The organism is Nocardia salmonicida NBRC 13393 (assembly GCF_001613085.1).
GTDB classification, from domain to species: Bacteria; Actinomycetota; Actinomycetes; order Mycobacteriales; family Mycobacteriaceae; genus Nocardia; species Nocardia salmonicida.
In genome coordinates this window covers 35,051-51,394 of sequence record NZ_BDBR01000003.1, presented here as the reverse complement: position 1 = coordinate 51,394, position 16,344 = coordinate 35,051, and the positions used below count along the sequence as shown (strand labels likewise).

Genomic DNA, 16,344 nt, shown 5'->3' with positions numbered 1-16,344 from the left:
GCGACGCGGACATTCGCTGCGCGAGTGGGACTTCCGACCGAGCCGATGTGGTCGCGGCCCTTGTGCCAACGGTCCCGTGGCACCTCTCGTCGTGGTAGCAATGGGCATGCAGATGCGCCCTCACCGCTGGACTCCGCCGCGCCCCACCGCTCGTGCGCGCCGGACCCACAGCGATCCGCCGATGCCGCCGGTCCGACTGCTGCCGCTGCCGGGAAGTGCCCCGGAGGACGTCGTGGTGTTGCCGGACGGTCGGCTCGTCACCGGAACCGACGACGGTGCGATCTGGCGCGTCGATCCGGCGGGCGGCGCGGTCGAGCGGATCGCGGACGCCGGTGGCAGGCCACTGGGCATGCACGTCGACGCGGACGGCTCCCTGCTGATCTGCGTGGCGGGTCGAGGCATCCTTCGTCTGGCCGAGGCCGGCGCGGAACTGGAAGTCGTCGTCGGTGAGATCGACGGCGCCCCGATCGCGTTCCCCAGCAATGTGATTCGCGACGATGACGGCACGATCTACTTCACGATCTCGTCGCGGCGGTGGCCGTTCGAGGAGTGGATGACCGACATCTTGGAACATTCCGGCAGCGGCCAGCTGGTCCGTCGCGATCCGGACGGACGCCTCGAGGTGCTCGTCGACGGTCTACAGTTCGCCAACGGCCTGGTGCTCGCCCCGGACCGATCCTGTGTGCTGGTCGCCGAGACCGGCGCCTATCGGATCACGCGATACTGGCTGACAGGTCCGCGCGCCGGTACCACCGACTACCTCGCCGAGAACCTGCCCGGCTCACCCGACAATATGCTGCTCGGCAGCGACGGACTGGTCTGGGTCGGCATCGTCTCGCCACGTAACCCATTGCTGGACAGGCTGTTCCCACTCCCAGGCATCCTGCGCCGAATCGTCGACGCGCTGCCGGACCGCCTGACGCCCGCGCCCGTCCGCTCGGTCTGGGTGCTCGCGGTGGACTTCGACGGCACCATCGTGCACGACCTGCAGCGCGACGGCACCGACTACGCGTTGGTCACCGCGGTGGCCGAACACGAGGGCACCCTCTACCTCGGCAGCCTGTCCGAATCCGCGATCGCGGTGACCTCGGTACCGGTGAGCTGACCTCAGCGGCGAACGGTGGACGGCAGCGGGTGGTCCGGCTCGAGCGCGGGCAGCCCGTCGATACTGGTGGAGTTGTCGCCGGCGATGCGACGGGCGAAGTCGGCGTCGGTACGGCGGGTGTGGGCCTCGTCGAGGATGAAGCGCTCCTCGACGAGGTCGAGTGTGGGCACCGACCAGCCGCACGAGTCGGCGATGCGCTCCACCGAGATCGCCACCACCGCACGGACACCAGGGTGCCCGGTGCCGAAATGCTGACGTAGCGTGTCGAATTCGTCGGAGTCGGGGCGAACGACGCGGCCGGTACCGAACAGTCGCAGGATGCGGGTGGTGCGGGTGAACGAACAGAACATCACGGTGATCCGGCCGTTGTCGCGCAGATGGGCGATCGTTTCCGAACCGCTGCCGAACAGATCGAGGTAGGCCACGGTGTGGTCGTCGATCACGGCGAAGGTGTCGCGATAACCCTTGGGGGAGACATTCACGTGGCCGCCCACCGACGGCGCGGTGCCGATGAAGAACATCGGCTGTTCGGTGATGAATGCCCGCAACTTGTCGTCGATCCGATCGAACACCTTGCCCATGACGCACTCTCTCGTCCCGCCAGTCGGCAGGCTCCCCGCAGCCACCCTATCGACGGTCCCACCGCGGCGACCGTTCGGTTCACGCTGAGGGTTACCGCAGACGGCGACCCGCACCGTATCCGACGATGTCTTCTATGACACAGACCGCACCGAGCCCCGTCCACCCCGTGCAGCAGCGCTACGCGGACCCGGCCACCGAGATCCCCGCGCAGTGGAATCCGGTGCTCGAGGTAGTGCACGCCCACAAGTCGGTGCGCCGCTATCTCCCGGATGCCGTGTCGCCGGAGACGATTCGGCTGTTGGTCTCGGCTGCGCAATCGGCGCCGACCTCGTCGAACCTGCAGGTGTGGAGCGTCATCGAGGTGCGTGACTCGGCGCGCCGGGCCCGGCTGGCCGCGATAGCAGGGGGTCAGGCACATATCGAGCAGGCGCCGGTGCTGCTGGTGTGGACCGCCGACTTCGCCCGGCTGCGTCAGCTCGCCGACGATCACGGCGCACCGCTGGAAGGCGCGGACTATCTCGAATCCAGCTATGTCGGCTTCGTCGACGCCGCGCTGGCCGCCCAGAACGCGGTGGTCGCCGCCGAATCCCTCGGCTTGGGCACGGTCTACATCGGCGCGCTGCGCAACGACCCGGAAGCGGTTGCGGCCGAACTGAATCTGCCCGATTACGTCTTCGCGGTCTTCGGCCTGGTCGTCGGTCACCCGGACCCGACGGAGGGCACCAGGGTCAAGCCGCGCCTACCGCAGACGGCGGTTCTGCATCAGGAGACCTACGACCTGCCCGCCCAGCGCGAGCCGGTCGCCGAGTACGAACAGCGGATCGGCGAGATCTACACCGATCAGGGCCTGCCGTTCTCCTGGACCGAGCGCACCCTGGCCCGCCTGGCCTCGGCGGCTTCGCTCAACGGACGCCACCGCCTGCGGGAATCCTTGGCCCTGAGAGGATTCCGACTGCGCTGAGCAGGCGGACCACTCAGCCGTCGATCGCCTTCTTCGTCAGGTCGAGCGAGCGGATGCGGGCGTCGAGGTCGTAGACGAGGGTGTTGAGCATCAGCTCGTCGGGGGAGGTCGCGTCGAGCAGTTGCGCCGCCTGCGCCCGCACCGTCTCCGGCGAACCCTGCAACTGCGCGGCCCTGCGCTGCGCGGCGAAGTGGCGTTCGGCGTCGTTGCCGGGGAAGCCCGCGGCCTGCTCCGGCGTGGCCAGCGCCTGCGGGCGCCCCGAGCGCAAATTGGCGAAGGCGAGATCACGGGGCGCGGCCAGGCGATCGGCCTCGGCGTCGGTGTCGGCGCAGATCGCCGAGGCCGCCACGATCGTGTACGGCTCGCTCAGGGTCTGCGAGGGCCGGAAATTGTCGCGGTAGAGCGCCAGCGCGGCCACGGTGTTGTCCGGCGCGATGTGATGGGCGAACGCGAACGGCAGTCCCAGTACCGCGGCCACCTGCGCGCTGTAACCACTCGAACCGAGCAGCCACACCTCCGGTTCGGCGCCGAGGCCGGGGCTTGCCACGATCCCGTTCGGATCGGCGCCACGGAAGAAGCCGATCAGCGCGGTGAGTTCCTGGGGAAACTCGTCACCGCCGAGGCCCTCGGCACTGCGGCGCAGGGCGCGCGCGGTCACCGGATCGGTGCCCGGTGCCCGTCCGATCCCGAGATCGATCCGTCCGGGATGCAGCGACTCGAGCGTGCCGAACTGCTCGGCGACCACCAGGGGCGCATGGTTCGGCAGCATCACCCCACCCGAACCGACCCGGATCCGCGAGGTGGACGCGGCCAGATGGGCCAGGACCACCGCGGGCGCCGCACTCGCGATGCCGGGCATATTGTGGTGCTCGGCCACCCAGAACCGGCGAAAGCCCTGTTCCTCGGCGTGCTGCGCGAAGCGCGTCGTCGCGTGCAACGCCGCACCCGCCGTCGCATCGGACTGCACCGGTGCCAGATCCAGAACCGACAGCGTGACGGCGCTCATGAGCCTCCTCGAGTTGTGTATTGCCCCTATCGGAGCCAACCCGCGCCGGGCCGTCGGTATTTCCGCGCACCGGTGGTGGTGACACCGGCCACGGTCGCGGGGCGGTAGCGTGCACGACTGATCGCGCGAAGGAAGGACTGCTCCATGTCAGCCGATGGCCCCGGCCTATCCACCGATGCCCCCGTGGCGTCCGCCCCTACGGCCGAATCCGAGGGATACGAACGCGGCCTGAACCCGCGCACCATCCAGATGATCGCCATCGGCGGTGCGATCGGCACCGGCCTGTTCTACGGCTCCGGCGCGGCGATCGAACAGGCGGGCCCATCGCTGATCCTGGCCTACCTCGCCGCCGGGCTGGCGATCTTCGTCATCATGCGCGCACTCGGTGAGCTGCTCACCTACCGCCCGGTCTCGGGCAGCTTCGCCGAGTACGCCCACGAGTTCCTCGGCCGGTTCGCCGGGTTCGCGACCGGCTGGTCGTATTGGGCGGTCTGGGTGTCCACCTGCATGGCCGAGATCACCGTGGCAGGACACTACGTCCAGTACTGGTTCGACATCCCGCAGTGGGTGACCGCGCTGGTCGTGCTCGCGGTGCTGTTCATCGCCAATCTGATCTCGGTGCGGTTCTTCGGTGAGGGGGAGTTCTGGTTCTCGGCCATCAAGATCACCGCGATCCTGGCGATGATCCTGATCGGCGTCGGCGTGCTCGTGTTCGGTTTCGGTCATGCCGCCGACCCGACGGTGACCAATCTGTGGGCCGATGGCGGGATGTTCCCGCACGGCTTCGGCCAGACCCTGCTGGTGCTGCAGATCGTGGTGTTCGCCTACGTCGGTGTCGAATTGGTCGGTGTGACGGCCGGGGAGGCGCGCGATCCGAAGACCACCCTGCGCAAGGCGATCAACACCTTGCCGTTCCGGATCGGCCTGTTCTATGTCGGCGCGCTCGTGGTGATCATGTCGGTGGCGAGCTGGCGCAGTTTCCACGCCGGGCGCAGCCCGTTCGTCGAGGTCTTCGAACAGATCGGCATCCCCGCCGCCGCGGGCATCATCAACTTCGTGCTGCTCACCGCGGCGCTGTCGTCGTGCAATTCCGGCATCTACTCCACCGGCCGGATGTTGCGCAGCCTCGCGCTGCGCGACGAAGCGCCCGCGCAGTTCGCGACGCTGAGCAAACAGTCGGTGCCGTTCACCGGTATCTGCGCGTCGGCGGGCGCGATGGTGATCGGCGTGGTGGTGAACCTCGTCTCGCCGGACAAGGCCTTCGCCTACATCACCTCGGTGAGCACCGTCGGGATCATCGTCGTGTGGGGTGTGATCCTGCTGTGCCACACCAAGTATCGCGCCAAGGTTCGTGCCGGCGAGCTGCCCGGCAGTGACTACCGACTGCCCGGTGCGCCCGTCACCACGTGGGCCGCACTGGGTTTCCTCGGGTTGGTCGTGGTGCTGTTGCTGTGGACCGACGGTGGGCGCACGGCGCTGGTCGTCGGCGCGGTGTGGGCGGCACTGGTGTGTGCGGGCTACTACGCCTTCGGCCGCCGCGACGCCGTGCACACCGGATAGCTCCGTTTGCTGGAAAGCCGCTGGCAGAGAGCCGTTTTCTGTCATACCCCCCCGGTATCGTCGAAGTGTCACACAACCAGCCCGGACGCGAGTGTGGCCGGGCGGTGCGAGAACGGGGGCACACGAGATGAGTGACGAGAACAGCGGCGATCTGCGGCCGCCACGCCAGCACGGAACCACCTGGCGGGAATCGGAATACCGAGTACTGGCCGACGATCTGCGCGCGGGCGTCGATCTGGCCCGCACGGCGATCACGGTCGGGCGCACCGAATCGGCGGTGCGCAGCGCACTGCGCAATTTCGTGCCGCCAGAGGAACGGGTGCCGACCGCCGAACGGGAACGCTGGATCCGCACACGCCTTGTCGCCGAGCCGGAATGGGACTGGTGGGCGGTGGTGATCGACCATCACCGCCGCTCCCGCGGCGGCCTGTGGTTCACCCGCCACGAGCACTGTGCCCGGATCGGCTGGCGCCGACGCACTCCCATGCCCGCGCTCGCTCAGGAACTGGCCACCTCGGAACTCTCGGTCGCCGAGCTGTTGCGTTCGCTGGGGCTGGTCGACAGCATCGAGGAAGCCGCCGACCGCCTCGGCGCCACCCCGGGCCTCGCGTTGGCCAAACGGGTCACCGCCCGCCGTGACGAAGCCGTCGGCGCCCGCTGGATCCTGGTCGTCGACGGCGCTGCGGGCACCACCCGGCCCCGCAACGCCCCGGTCCGGCGCCAGCTGTCCCTGCACGAGACCCGTGCCGACGCCGAAGCCGAACGCGACCGAATCCTGTCCTGGCACAACCGAATCGGCCCGGAAGAACCCGACTCACCACCCGTCTGGTGGACCATCGCCGAACGTGGCCTCGGCGCAACAGTCGGCTATACCCGGTGCGGCACACACGATTCCACCGCCACCGGCGGCCGAATCCGCGCCGAAGCGCTCACGGTCGGTGACATCATCCGCGTCCCGGTCCCCGACGGCGGCTTCTTACAAGACCGCATCACCGCGATCAGCCAACCCGCCGCGGGCGCATCGATCGTCGTGGACCTGGCGCCGGTCGCCAACTCGCGCGTCCGTCGGGTCGTCGAATTCGCCGCCGACGAGGTCGTCGATGTGGTGCGCAGATCGGAGGAACGCTCGGCGTAATGGGCTCACCGGGGTGTATTCGCGCGCCGGACCGCGCGGATCACCTCGGTGCGCAGGGGAAAATCGAACTCGCCCTCGGCGGTCTCCGGTGTCGCCCGCAGGTAGTCGAGAATCCGGCCGAGCACTTCGGCTCGTTCTTGCGCGGAGATGACCACGGTGTGTGAATGGGTGCCGATGGACGCGGTCAGCGATTCGGCGGTCCGCCGCTGGCTGTGTGCGAACTCGGCGTACTCGAACGGGGCGAACAGCGGATGCGCGGGCAGTGCGTCATCGGACGACGACGGCGGAAACGAGGCGGACGAGCGAGAGACCTCCCGCAGCCCCGCAACCCACTCGACCTCGTCGTCGTCGTTGTTCCAGAACGCGGCGAACACCCCGTCCGCGCGCAGCACCCGCGCGATTTCGGGAAAGGCCCGCGCTTGGTCGAACCAGTGGAACGCCTGCCCGGCGAGCACCGCGTCCACCGACCCGTCGGCCAGCGGAATCGCCTCCGCCGCACCGGAAAGCGCCGTCACCTCGGGATAGAGACGAACGAGTTCGGCCCGCATCTCCTCATCGGGCTCCACCGCGATCACCTCGACCCCCGCGGCGAGCAAACCTCCGGTGAGCTTGCCCGTGCGCGCCCCCAGATCCAGGACAACAGCCCCTGCCTTTCCCGCGACCGCCTCCAGCGCCCATCGAATCCCCGCCGCCGGATAGTCCGGCCGATACCGGGCGTAGACGGCTGCCTGCGCGCCGAACGAGCCCGCCCGTCGCTTCCGGCGCTGGACCTCGTCCGCGTTCCTGTCCTCAGAATTCCCGAATCCCACCATGGTAGGAAGCTACCGACCGCCGTGGCGTCGCGGAATGATCGCGCGGGTGGTGAATTTTATTGGGGTGCAGCGAGAATGGCCACCATGGATTGGACCAATGTGGCGGTTGCCTCGATCACGGTCGTCGGCACGCTCGGCGGCGGCATCGTGACCCAGGCGTTCGCGATTCGGAGCAAGCGAATCGATGCGAAGGTGCAGCGCGACAATCGGGCGGAGGAATTGCGGGAACTCACCCGAAAAGAGGCCACCGACGAGAAGCGGACGGTTTACGCGGGCCTCAACACCACGGCGCATTCCTGTCGAGCGGCTATCCGGCACTACCTCGACGAGAAGTGTGGCGGGCGCACACCTGATCTCGCCAAGTTCGAGGCAGCGCGGGAGGCGCTGCGCGACAACTATTCCCGTGCGCAGATGGTGGTGTCGGACCGAGCGCTCGATTTCGCGTCCGAGGTGAATCGGTGCCTCGACGTCGGCCATCGCGCGGCGCTCGAGCTCGACGCGAACGACGCCGTGGCGGTGGCGGCCCTCTATCACTTCGTGGACGACTCGCTGGGCTTCGGTGTCCGCCTCCTGCGTCGAGCGATCCGGGAGGATCTCGGGATCGAACCCGGGGCCGATGCCGATCTCGACGGCCACCTCGTCTCGCTCAGAGCCTGGCGCCACGAGTTCGTCAGGAGGGACACCTCCGACGTTCCCGCCCAGCAGCCAGACCTCCTCGGTTGAGGTCGGTGCCTTTCGGATTTCCGCGACGTCGGCGCGCATGCAGGGTGATCAGCTGGACGAGTCAATCGGGGTCGGGCCAGGGTGAGTGCGGCCCGGCATCGTCGCGGCGGCGATCAGCATGACGACAGCCATGGCGAGCATCGCGACAAAGACCAGGTGGATGCCATGGGCGAGTTCACCGGGTGTGGGGCGGTCGGGGTCGTGGATGCCGGCGTTGACGATGGCGCCGAACACCGCGACGCCCAGTGCGCTGCCGAGGGAGCGGGCGAACATATTGGCGGAGGTGACCACACCACGTTCGTGCCATTCGGCGCTGGCCTGGGCGGCGATGAGGGTGGGGGAGGCCACCAGACCCATACCGCAGCCGATGAGGAAACAGGAGGCCGCGATCTGCCAGGGGCTCGACTGCGGGCCGACGAGCAGGGTGGTCGCGCAGCCGAGCGCGGCGATCGTGCTGCCGACGATGCCGCTGATGCGGAACCCCCAGCGCAGGTACAGCCGTCCGGACAGGGTCGCGGCGAGCGGCCAGCCGAGCGTGAGCCCGCCGACGGCCAGTCCGGCCACCAGGGCGGTGGTCCCGAGCACGCCCTGGGCGAAAGTCGGCACGTACGAGGTCAATCCGAGGATGACGGCGCCGACCAGCAGGGAGACGGTGCTGCTCGCGATCACCACGCGCCGGGTGAAGATCCACAGCGGCAGAATCGGATTCGCGGTCCGCAGTTCGACGACCGCGAACAGCGCCAGCACTGCCACGCTCCCCATGAACAGGGTGAGCGAGACCGGCGAGGTCCACTCCCAGGCCTGGCCACCCTCGAGCAGGGCGAGGATCATGGCCCCCGCGCCGACGGTGAGCAGGATCGCGCCGAGGTAGTCGATGCGCTGGGTGCGGCGCACCGCCGATTCGGTGAAGTGGCGCACCAACATCCAGGCCGCGACCGCGCACAGCGGAAGATTGATCAGGAAGATCCATCGCCAGCTCAGATGGTCGGCGAACATTCCGCCCAGCAGCGGACCGAGCACGGCCGAGCTCGCCCACACCCCGGCCAGGTAACCCTGGATCTTGGCGCGTTCGGTCAGTGTGTACAGATCACCGGCGATCACCATCGTCATCGGCTGGATCGCGCCCGCCCCGATGCCCTGGATCGCCCGAAAGGCGATGAGGGCCACCATGCTCGTGGCCAGTCCGCACAGCAGTGACCCCGCCGCGAACGCCGCGATCCCGAACAGGATCACCGGCTTGCGCCCGACCATGTCGGCGAGCTTGCCGTAGATCGGCACCGTCACCGCCTGGGCGAGCAGGTAGATGGAGAACAACCACGGGAACATCGCGAACCCGCCGAGAGTGTCGGTGATGGTGAGCACCGCTGTCGCGATGATGGTGGAGTCGAGGGCCACCAGCCCGGTGGAGAGCATGAGCGAGGCCAGGATCGGACCTCGTTCGGATCGCAGACCGACAGCCGGGCTCGCGGTATCGGTAGCCACCGAGGTCCTTTCGTTGCATCGACTAACCACTCGGGTTCACGGTATCGGGGGCGCGACTGTTTCCGCGCGGCATTTTTCGAGGGTGTGACGCGATCGGTGTCGGGGGAGGGTGTCAGTCGGCGGCGAACCGCGCGGCGATATCGGCCGCGGTGACCTTGGCCAGTTCGACGAAGAACGGCACCCGCTCGTCGATCATCAGCGTCGCGGGTCCGCGCATGCCGAGTGCGAAGCGGCAGCGACCCTGAGAATCCAGGATCGGCAGGCCGATGGTGCGAAACCCGGGATCCAGTTCACGATCGTTGAACGCGTAGCCGCGCTCGCGCGTGGTGATCAGTTCCGCGCGCAGTTCCTCCGGGCTCGACACCGAACGCTCGGTGCCCTCTTCGTAGGGCAGCGAACGCAATTCGTCATCGTCGGCGTCCGACCAGGCCAGCAGCGCTTTGCCGAGTGCGCTGGCGTGCAACGGAAGTCGCACGCCCTGGAGTTTGTGCCCGTCGCTCTCGCGCCACCGGCTGGTCCCGAGCAGTACCGCGTGGATCCCGTGGCGGGTGGCGACCGAACCGGTCGCTCCGGTAGTGGCGGCCAGTTGCTCGAGGTAGGGCTCGGCGAGGTAGATGCGGTGCTGGCGATAGGCGATCTGACCGTATTCGGCCAGCGCTCCGCCCATCCGGTAGCGACTGGACTCGGCGTCCTTCTCCAGGAACCCGGCCTGCACGAGCGCGCCGAGCAGGCGATGGGTGGTGCTGACCGCAAGGCCTTGGGCGCGGGCGACTTCCGAGACCCCACGCTCCTCGCCGCCGCGAAAGCAGTCGAGTACCGAGAGGGCCCTGGTCACGGTCTGCACGCTGGAGGTCTCCACAGGGCCGACGGTAACACAGGTGTTCGAGCCCATTACCTCTCGATTTTCCGTTATGTGGAAAGTCGACGGAGGAGAAACCGCATCACCTGCCATAGAACGACAAGTCCATCGCTGTCAAGCTTTCCGATCCGCGGAAAGGCATACCTCGTTCGAGACCACACCCGCTCCTACGCTGCGAAGGCATCACCCCCCAGCCCCCGAACAGGAGCCCCGATGTCCCGCAGGCTGCCGGCCTTCTCGCGGATCGCCCTCGCGATCGTCCCCGTCGTAGCCCTCGTCGCGGCGTGTGGCTCCGACTCCACGCCGGAACAGGGAGCGCAAGCCTCGTTCGTTCTCAAGGTCACCGATCCGGGCAACAGCGGCCCGCTCGCGGTCGGTAAGCGCGACGGCACCTTCGACGCCGCACTCGCCCCGCTGGGCGCCAAGATCGAATGGGTCAGCACCACACCGGGTTTCAGTTCCATGTTGAAGCTGTTCAACACCAGCGAACTCGACGTCTCCGGCGCCGCGTTCAGCCCCGTCGTCGGTGCGCTGTCCAAGGACGTCAGCGTGAAGATCGTCGCCGTGGCTGACCCGGCGGGTCAGGATCAGAGCGGCATCGTGGTGACCCCCGAGTCGGGCGTGACCACCGTGGCGGGCCTGGTCGGCAAGCGGATCGCGGTGAATCCCGCGGGCAAGGGCGAGTACATCACGCTCAAAGCGCTGGCCCAGGCAGGCATTCCGGCCGACATGGTGACCCGGGTGCCCCTGCAGCAGAAGGACGCCGCTTCGGCCTTCGCGACCGGCAAGGTCGACGCCTGGGCATCGTTCCTGGTGCCCTACCAGGAGGCCAAGGCCTCGGGCGCCGAGGAGATCGCCACCGAGAAGTCCGTCGGCTCCAAGGACAACACCGTGGTCGTGTTCCGCACCGAGGTCCTCGACAAGCGCCCCGATATCGCCGCGAAGTACCTGGAAGTGCTGCAGGGACTCACCGCGAAGCAGAAGGCCACGCCCGCCGACTTCGAGAACGTCTTCGAGAAGACCGGCCCGCGTGCGCTGACCGGTGACCGGCTCGCCGACGCGGTCCGGGTCGGCGGTGAGGTCACCGTGCCACGCCTGCCCGCCGAATCCGATGCCACCGACCTGGCCGATGTGGTGAACACCTTCGCCGACAACGGCGTCATCTCGCGCCGGATCGCCGCCGGCGACATCTTCTACGACCTGAAGTCCAAGCTCACCCCGGACCAGCTCGCCGCACTGAAGGGTAAGTGAGGTGAGTAGCCTCGCATTGGCCCCGCCCCGGTCGCGCGTCGCCCGGCAGCGGCCGCGGTGGTTGTCGCTCGGCCTGCGTGCTGTTCTCCCCGCCGCGATCGTGCTGGTCTGGTGGGTGGGTTCGGCGAGCGGCGCGATCTCGCCGCGGGTGATCGCGGGCCCCGCCGCGGTCTGGTCGGCGTTCGTCGAACTGTTCGACAGCGGCCAGCTGGTGGAGTTCGCGCTCGCCTCGTTCGGGCGCGCGGCCGCCGGTGTGGCAATCGGCGTCGGGGTCGGGCTGGTGCTCGGCCTGCTGTCGGGCCTGTCCAGCCTCGGTGAGGAACTGGTCGATTCGACCATGCAGATCGTGCGGGCCGTGCCGTTCCTGGCGCTGGTTCCGCTGTTCATCGCCTGGTTCGGCATCGACGAGCTGTACAAGATCCTGCTCATCGCGGTGGCGACGACCGCGCCGATGTATGCCTACACCTACCTCGGCGTGCGCAATGTCGACCGCAAGATGGTCGAGGCGGCCCGCAGTTTCGGCCTCACCGGCACCCGGCTGGTGGTCGAGGTGATCGTGCCCGCCGCGCTGCCCGGGATTCTGATGGCGCTGCGGGTGTGCCTGTCGATCAGCATCACCGCGCTCATCGCCGCCGAGCAGGTCGGCACCCAGCAGGGCGTCGGCTACCTGGTGACCCTCGCTCAGGAATACAACCGCACCGACTACATGGTGCTGTGCGTCGTGCTCTACGCGCTGCTCGGTCTGGTGTTCGACGCACTCGTGCGGCTCGCGGAACGCTACGCGATGCCATGGCGGAAGCAGGTGGCGATCCGATGACGACGGCAACAGCCGCACCGGTCCAGGTCGAGACCGAAGCACCGGCCCCGGTCGCGGTATCGATCACCGGCCTGCGCAAGGCGTTCGGCGAGAAGACAGTGCTCGACGGAGTCGACCTGACCATCCGCCGCGGTGAGTTCGTGGTGCTGCTCGGTCCGAGCGGCACCGGCAAGACCACCCTGTTGCGTCTGCTCACCGGGCTCGAAACCCCCGATGCCGGTGAGGTATTGGTGCCTTCCCGACGCACGACGGTCTATCAGGAGCCCCGGCTGATCCCGTCGAAGCGGGTGCTGGCCAACGTCATCGTCGGCCTGCGGCGCGGCAAGCAGCAACGCGAAGCCGGTCTGCGCGCACTGAACGAAGTCCACCTCGACGGTAAAGCAGGCCATTGGCCCGCCACGCTTTCCGGCGGCGAAGCCCAGCGCGCCGCACTCGCCAGGGCACTGGTGCGGGAACCGGAACTGCTGTTGCTCGACGAACCGTTCGCGGCATTGGACGCCCTCACCCGGCTCCAGATGCAGGACCTGGTCGGCGATCTCGTCGCCCGGCACCGGCCCGCCGTCCTCATGGTCACCCACGACGTCGACGAGGCGATCCGCCTCGCTGATCGGGTGATCATCCTCGACCACGGCCGCTTCGCCGTCGACGAAGACATCGACCTACCCCACCCGCGTGATCACGCGGCACCCGAAACCCTCGGTTACCGCACGCAATTCCTCGCCCAGCTCGGCGTCGGACCACACACCAGGAGCCTGTCATGACCGAAACACTGTGGTACACCCGCTGCCCCGTGCCGACCGCGAGCGGTCTCGCGCACAGCCTCGGCTGGCTCGGCGAGACCGCCGCGAGCGCGGGCCTCGAATTCGGTGTCCTGCAGGACGCCGGTCCCGAGCTCGCGGGCCACCATTTCCTGCACGACCTGTCCGGCCTGATCCGGGAGGGCGGCAATGTGCCCGCCCTGGCCGCTCGCGCGCAGGGTTCGCCCACCCGCCTGATCGGGCTGACCTGGATCGACGAGTCCCAGGCGATCCTGGTCGGCCCCGATTCGCCGGTCACCGACGCGGCGGGCCTGGCCGGTGTGCGCGTCGGCGTCCCCGCCTGGGCCCAGGACCAGGCACGCAGCTTCCCGCGCGCGATGGCCCTGCACGGCTTCGCCAACGCGCTGCGCCCCGCCGGGCTGACCCTGGCCGATGTCCGGGTCGTCGAGCTCGATGTCGAGCGGGATCCGCAGGTGCGCACCGCGATCCAGAGCGCACGGCGCTCGACGACGTGGGGTGTGGAGGAGCTCCTCGACGGCAAGGTCGACGCCATCTACGTCAAGGGCGCCCGCGCCCAGGAAGTGGCGAAGGAGAACGGGCTCCGCGTCGCGGTCGACCTCGACGCCTCGGCTACCAAGCACCTGCGGGTCAACAACGGGACACCGCGTCCGATCACCGTGCACGCCGACCTGCTCGAGTCCCGGCCCGAGGTCGTCGTCGGCTTCCTCGCGCAGAGCCTGCGCGCCGCCGACTGGGCCGCCGGCGATCTCGACGGCGTCCGCGCGGTGCTGCAGCGCGAAACACTGTCCGGGCCAGAGGGAGTCGCCGCGGCCTACGGCGACGAATTCCATCGCGGACTGCATCCCTCGCTCACCGCCGAACGCGTCGAGCTGCTCGGCGTGCAGAAGCAGTTCCTCTACAGCCACGGTTTCCTGGCCGCGGACTTCGATCTCGAATCCTGGGTCGCCCCTGAGCCGTTGGCTCGCGCACAGGAGCTCGTCGCCGCCGAGCGGGTGCCCGCATGAGCGAGTTCTATTGGCGGCTGCCCAGCCGGGGCGACGGCCGCCGTGCGAAGCCCGAACTGCGTGGTCGCGGTGGCTTCGGCCCGCCGACGCCTCCTGCTGAGGCCACCGATGTCCGGCCCGGCCGGTTCGGTCCGTTCGACGATCTCGCCCAGATCGTCGATGCCACCGAGCTGAACGGCTTCGACGGCGTACTCGCGCCCTACGACCCGCTCGGCGAGGAATCCTGGATCGTGGCGGCCGCGGCCTTGCGCGCCACCCGCTACACCCGGGTCACCGTCGAATTCCAGCCCGCCTTCGGCACACCGGTGTACGCGGCCAAGGTGTCGGCGACTCTGCAGCGGCACTCGGCAGGCCGACTGAACTGGCGACTGGCCGTCGACACCGACGAGGCCGAAGCCCGCTCGCGCGGCGACCGCGTCACCGGTGACGAGCGCTACGACCGTGCCGCGGAGTTCCTCACCGTCGCACGCGGCGTCTGGAACGAGAACGAGATCGGCGCAGCGGGATTCGCAGGCACCGGCTTCGACTACTCCGGCCGCTACTACGACGTCATCGACGGTGGATTCCGCGGAATCCTGTCCGGTCTGCCGTTCCCGAGCGTGCACCTGAGCGGCACCTCACCGGCCGCGCTGGCGCTGTCGGCCGCGCACGGCGACCTACACCTGTTCGCCGAGAGCCCGAACGGAATCGCCGGTGCCGTCACCGAATTGGGGGAGCGAGCCACCGCCGCCGAACGCCGGGTACGGGTCGGTCTGGAGCTGCCGATCATCGCGAGGGAGACCGAGGGCGAAGCCTGGGCCAGAGTCCACCGGCAGTGGGCCGAATTGGACCGCTCCGATACCGCGGCCGAACACGCGCTCGGCGACGGCCGCTGGGCGGGCTTCGATGCCCTCGGCTACGACCAGCGTATCGGCCTGGTCGGCAGTTACGAGCAGGTGGCACAACAACTCTCGGCCTATGAGAGCGCCGGCGTGCAGACCTTCGTGCTGGCCGGACATCCGAACATCGAGGAAATCCATCGCGCGGGCGAACATCTGCTGTTCCTCGCCGACCCGGCAGGCCGCACCCTCACCACAGCGCAGGAGCTCACCGCATGACCATCGACGTCTATTGGCGCATCGGCATGGAAGGCGACCACGCTTCCCTGCGCACCCCGCGCCGCTACAACCGGGGCAATGCGAGCGGCTACGGACCGGGCAATATCGCACCGGCCATCCGCGACGGCGCACTCGACCAGTACAGCTATCTCGACCACGTCGTCGCAGTGGCGAGAGCCTCGGAATCGGCGGGTTTCCTCGGCGGGCTGCTGCCGTCGTTCCCGGTGACCGACGACCCGTGGGCGGTGGCCGCCGCGCTCGCCGCCGAGACCACCACCTACCGCTTCATGGTCGCCTTCCAGCCCGGCTTCCTGCACCCGGTGCAGGCGGCCAGGATGTCGGCGAGCCTGCAACGCGCCACCGGCGGGCGACTCGTCTACAACATCATCAGCGGGGGCGGCGGACCGGCCCAATTGTGGTGGGGCGACAAGGTTTCCCATGACGACCGCTACGCGCGGACCAGCGAATTCCTCGACGTGCTGCGCGGAGTATGGGACGGCGAACCCTTCGATCACGACGGCCGCTTCTTCGGCACCGAGGGCGCCGCGCTGCCGCCCGGCCTGGCCGGACAGCCCTTCCCCGAGGTGTACTTCTCCGGCTCCTCGGGCGCCGCCGTCGCCGCGGCGGGCCGCCACGCCGACTACTACCTGTCCTGGCTCGAGCCCTACGCCGACCTGCGCGCCAAATTCGACGGTGTGCGCCGCAACGCCGAAACCACCGGCCGCACACCCAAGTTCGCGGTCCGCATCGACATCGTCGCCCGCCACACCGAGGAAGCGGCCTGGGCCGAGATCGAGAAGGGCTGGGCCTTCGTCGACCGCGACGCCGCCAACCGTGCCGCCCAAGGCGACTCGGTCGGCGCCGCCCGCATCGCGGGATGGGTACCCGAAACCATCACCGGCTACCGCGATCTGGAAGTTCAGCCCAACGTCTGGGCCGGGTTCAGCCTGATCCGCGGCGGCCCGGCCTTCGGTCTGGTCGGCAGCTACGAACAGGTCGCCCAGCGGCTCGACGAACTGATCGACCTCGGCGTCGACGCCTTTATTCTCGCGGGCAACCCGCACCTGGAAGAGGCCTACCGGGTCGGCGAGGAAGTCCTCCCACTGCTCGGCCGTTCCCGGCTCACCACCCCGTCCACCGAGACCGTCTTCGCGACGGCCCGATAACACAG

General features: G+C 68.7%; 16 protein-coding genes. 11 read left to right on the top strand and 5 right to left on the bottom strand.

The features are described 5' to 3' along the window. Positions 1-76 precede the first annotated feature (76 nt). Positions 77-1,105 carry an SMP-30/gluconolactonase/LRE family protein gene (locus NS1_RS03670; RefSeq protein WP_255284405.1) on the top strand — a complete coding sequence of 343 codons (1,029 nt, stop codon included), beginning with the start codon at positions 77-79 and terminating at the stop codon, positions 1,103-1,105. A gap of 2 nt (positions 1,106-1,107) precedes the next feature. On the opposite strand, the gene NS1_RS03665 is transcribed toward NS1_RS03670, so the two are convergent. Further along, complete coding sequence (locus NS1_RS03665; RefSeq protein WP_062981626.1) at positions 1,108-1,686, bottom strand: pyridoxamine 5'-phosphate oxidase family protein; 579 nt, start codon at positions 1,684-1,686, stop codon at positions 1,108-1,110. Positions 1,687-1,820: 134 nt separating this feature from the next. Here NS1_RS03665 and NS1_RS03660 point away from each other — a divergent pair, with 134 nt between their 5' ends. Beyond that, complete coding sequence (locus NS1_RS03660) at positions 1,821-2,648, top strand: NADPH-dependent oxidoreductase (protein WP_062981624.1); 828 nt, start codon at positions 1,821-1,823, stop codon at positions 2,646-2,648. Positions 2,649-2,661: 13 nt separating this feature from the next. Here the strand turns inward: NS1_RS03660 and NS1_RS03655 are convergent, their stop codons facing one another. After that, a complete protein-coding gene (locus NS1_RS03655; protein WP_062981622.1) occupies positions 2,662-3,654 on the bottom strand; it encodes an LLM class flavin-dependent oxidoreductase in 993 nt (330 codons plus the stop codon). A 144-nt stretch (positions 3,655-3,798) separates the two neighbouring features. Here NS1_RS03655 and NS1_RS03650 point away from each other — a divergent pair, with 144 nt between their 5' ends. Together NS1_RS03650 and NS1_RS03645 are read left to right on the top strand one after the other, a co-directional pair. Beyond that, entirely contained in the window at positions 3,799-5,214 is a 1,416-nt protein-coding gene (locus NS1_RS03650) for an amino acid permease (RefSeq protein WP_062981621.1), read from the top strand. Between the two features lie 127 nt (positions 5,215-5,341). Next, positions 5,342-6,349: a hypothetical protein gene (locus NS1_RS03645; protein ID WP_157125086.1), complete on the top strand. Its 1,008-nt coding sequence runs from the start codon at positions 5,342-5,344 to the stop codon at positions 6,347-6,349. A 5-nt stretch (positions 6,350-6,354) separates the two neighbouring features. Here the strand turns inward: NS1_RS03645 and NS1_RS03640 are convergent, their stop codons facing one another. After that, on the bottom strand, positions 6,355-7,161 hold the full coding sequence (locus NS1_RS03640) for a class I SAM-dependent methyltransferase (protein ID WP_062981617.1): 807 nt from the start codon (positions 7,159-7,161) through the stop codon (positions 6,355-6,357). 21 nt (positions 7,162-7,182) lie between these two features. Here NS1_RS03640 and NS1_RS03635 point away from each other — a divergent pair, with 21 nt between their 5' ends. Beyond that, the gene (locus NS1_RS03635) at positions 7,183-7,884 is read left to right on the top strand and encodes a hypothetical protein (protein WP_157125085.1); all 702 of its coding nucleotides are present in this window, start codon (positions 7,183-7,185) and stop codon (positions 7,882-7,884) included. 48 nt (positions 7,885-7,932) lie between these two features. Here NS1_RS03635 and NS1_RS03630 read toward each other — a convergent pair whose 3' ends face one another. Both NS1_RS03630 and NS1_RS03625 read right to left on the bottom strand, forming a co-directional pair. Then, a complete protein-coding gene (locus tag NS1_RS03630) occupies positions 7,933-9,366 on the bottom strand; it encodes an MDR family MFS transporter (RefSeq protein WP_062981613.1) in 1,434 nt (477 codons plus the stop codon). Positions 9,367-9,478: 112 nt separating this feature from the next. Further along, entirely contained in the window at positions 9,479-10,225 is a 747-nt protein-coding gene (locus NS1_RS03625) for an IclR family transcriptional regulator (protein WP_174562619.1), read from the bottom strand. Positions 10,226-10,438: 213 nt separating this feature from the next. Here NS1_RS03625 and NS1_RS03620 point away from each other — a divergent pair, with 213 nt between their 5' ends. The 6 genes from NS1_RS03620 to NS1_RS03595 are packed head-to-tail and all read left to right on the top strand — an operon-like array spanning position 10,439 to position 16,339. Next, positions 10,439-11,476, top strand: a complete 1,038-nt coding sequence (locus NS1_RS03620; protein WP_062981609.1) for an NrtA/SsuA/CpmA family ABC transporter substrate-binding protein — start codon at positions 10,439-10,441, stop codon at positions 11,474-11,476. Position 11,477: 1 nt separating this feature from the next. Then, positions 11,478-12,293, top strand: coding sequence for an ABC transporter permease (locus NS1_RS03615; RefSeq protein WP_062981607.1), 816 nt, complete (start codon positions 11,478-11,480; stop codon positions 12,291-12,293). After that, positions 12,290-13,054: an ABC transporter ATP-binding protein gene (locus tag NS1_RS03610; protein ID WP_062981746.1), complete on the top strand. Its 765-nt coding sequence runs from the start codon at positions 12,290-12,292 to the stop codon at positions 13,052-13,054. The genes NS1_RS03615 and NS1_RS03610 overlap by 4 nt, the downstream gene beginning before the upstream one ends. Then, entirely contained in the window at positions 13,051-14,076 is a 1,026-nt protein-coding gene (locus tag NS1_RS03605) for an ABC transporter substrate-binding protein (protein WP_062981605.1), read from the top strand. Before NS1_RS03610 ends, NS1_RS03605 begins: the two co-directional genes overlap by 4 nt. Continuing rightward, positions 14,073-15,173 carry an LLM class flavin-dependent oxidoreductase gene (locus tag NS1_RS03600; protein WP_062981603.1) on the top strand — a complete coding sequence of 367 codons (1,101 nt, stop codon included), beginning with the start codon at positions 14,073-14,075 and terminating at the stop codon, positions 15,171-15,173. The genes NS1_RS03605 and NS1_RS03600 overlap by 4 nt, the downstream gene beginning before the upstream one ends. Beyond that, the gene (locus NS1_RS03595; protein WP_062981601.1) at positions 15,170-16,339 is read left to right on the top strand and encodes an LLM class flavin-dependent oxidoreductase; all 1,170 of its coding nucleotides are present in this window, start codon (positions 15,170-15,172) and stop codon (positions 16,337-16,339) included. The genes NS1_RS03600 and NS1_RS03595 overlap by 4 nt, the downstream gene beginning before the upstream one ends. Positions 16,340-16,344: the final 5 nt, after the last annotated feature.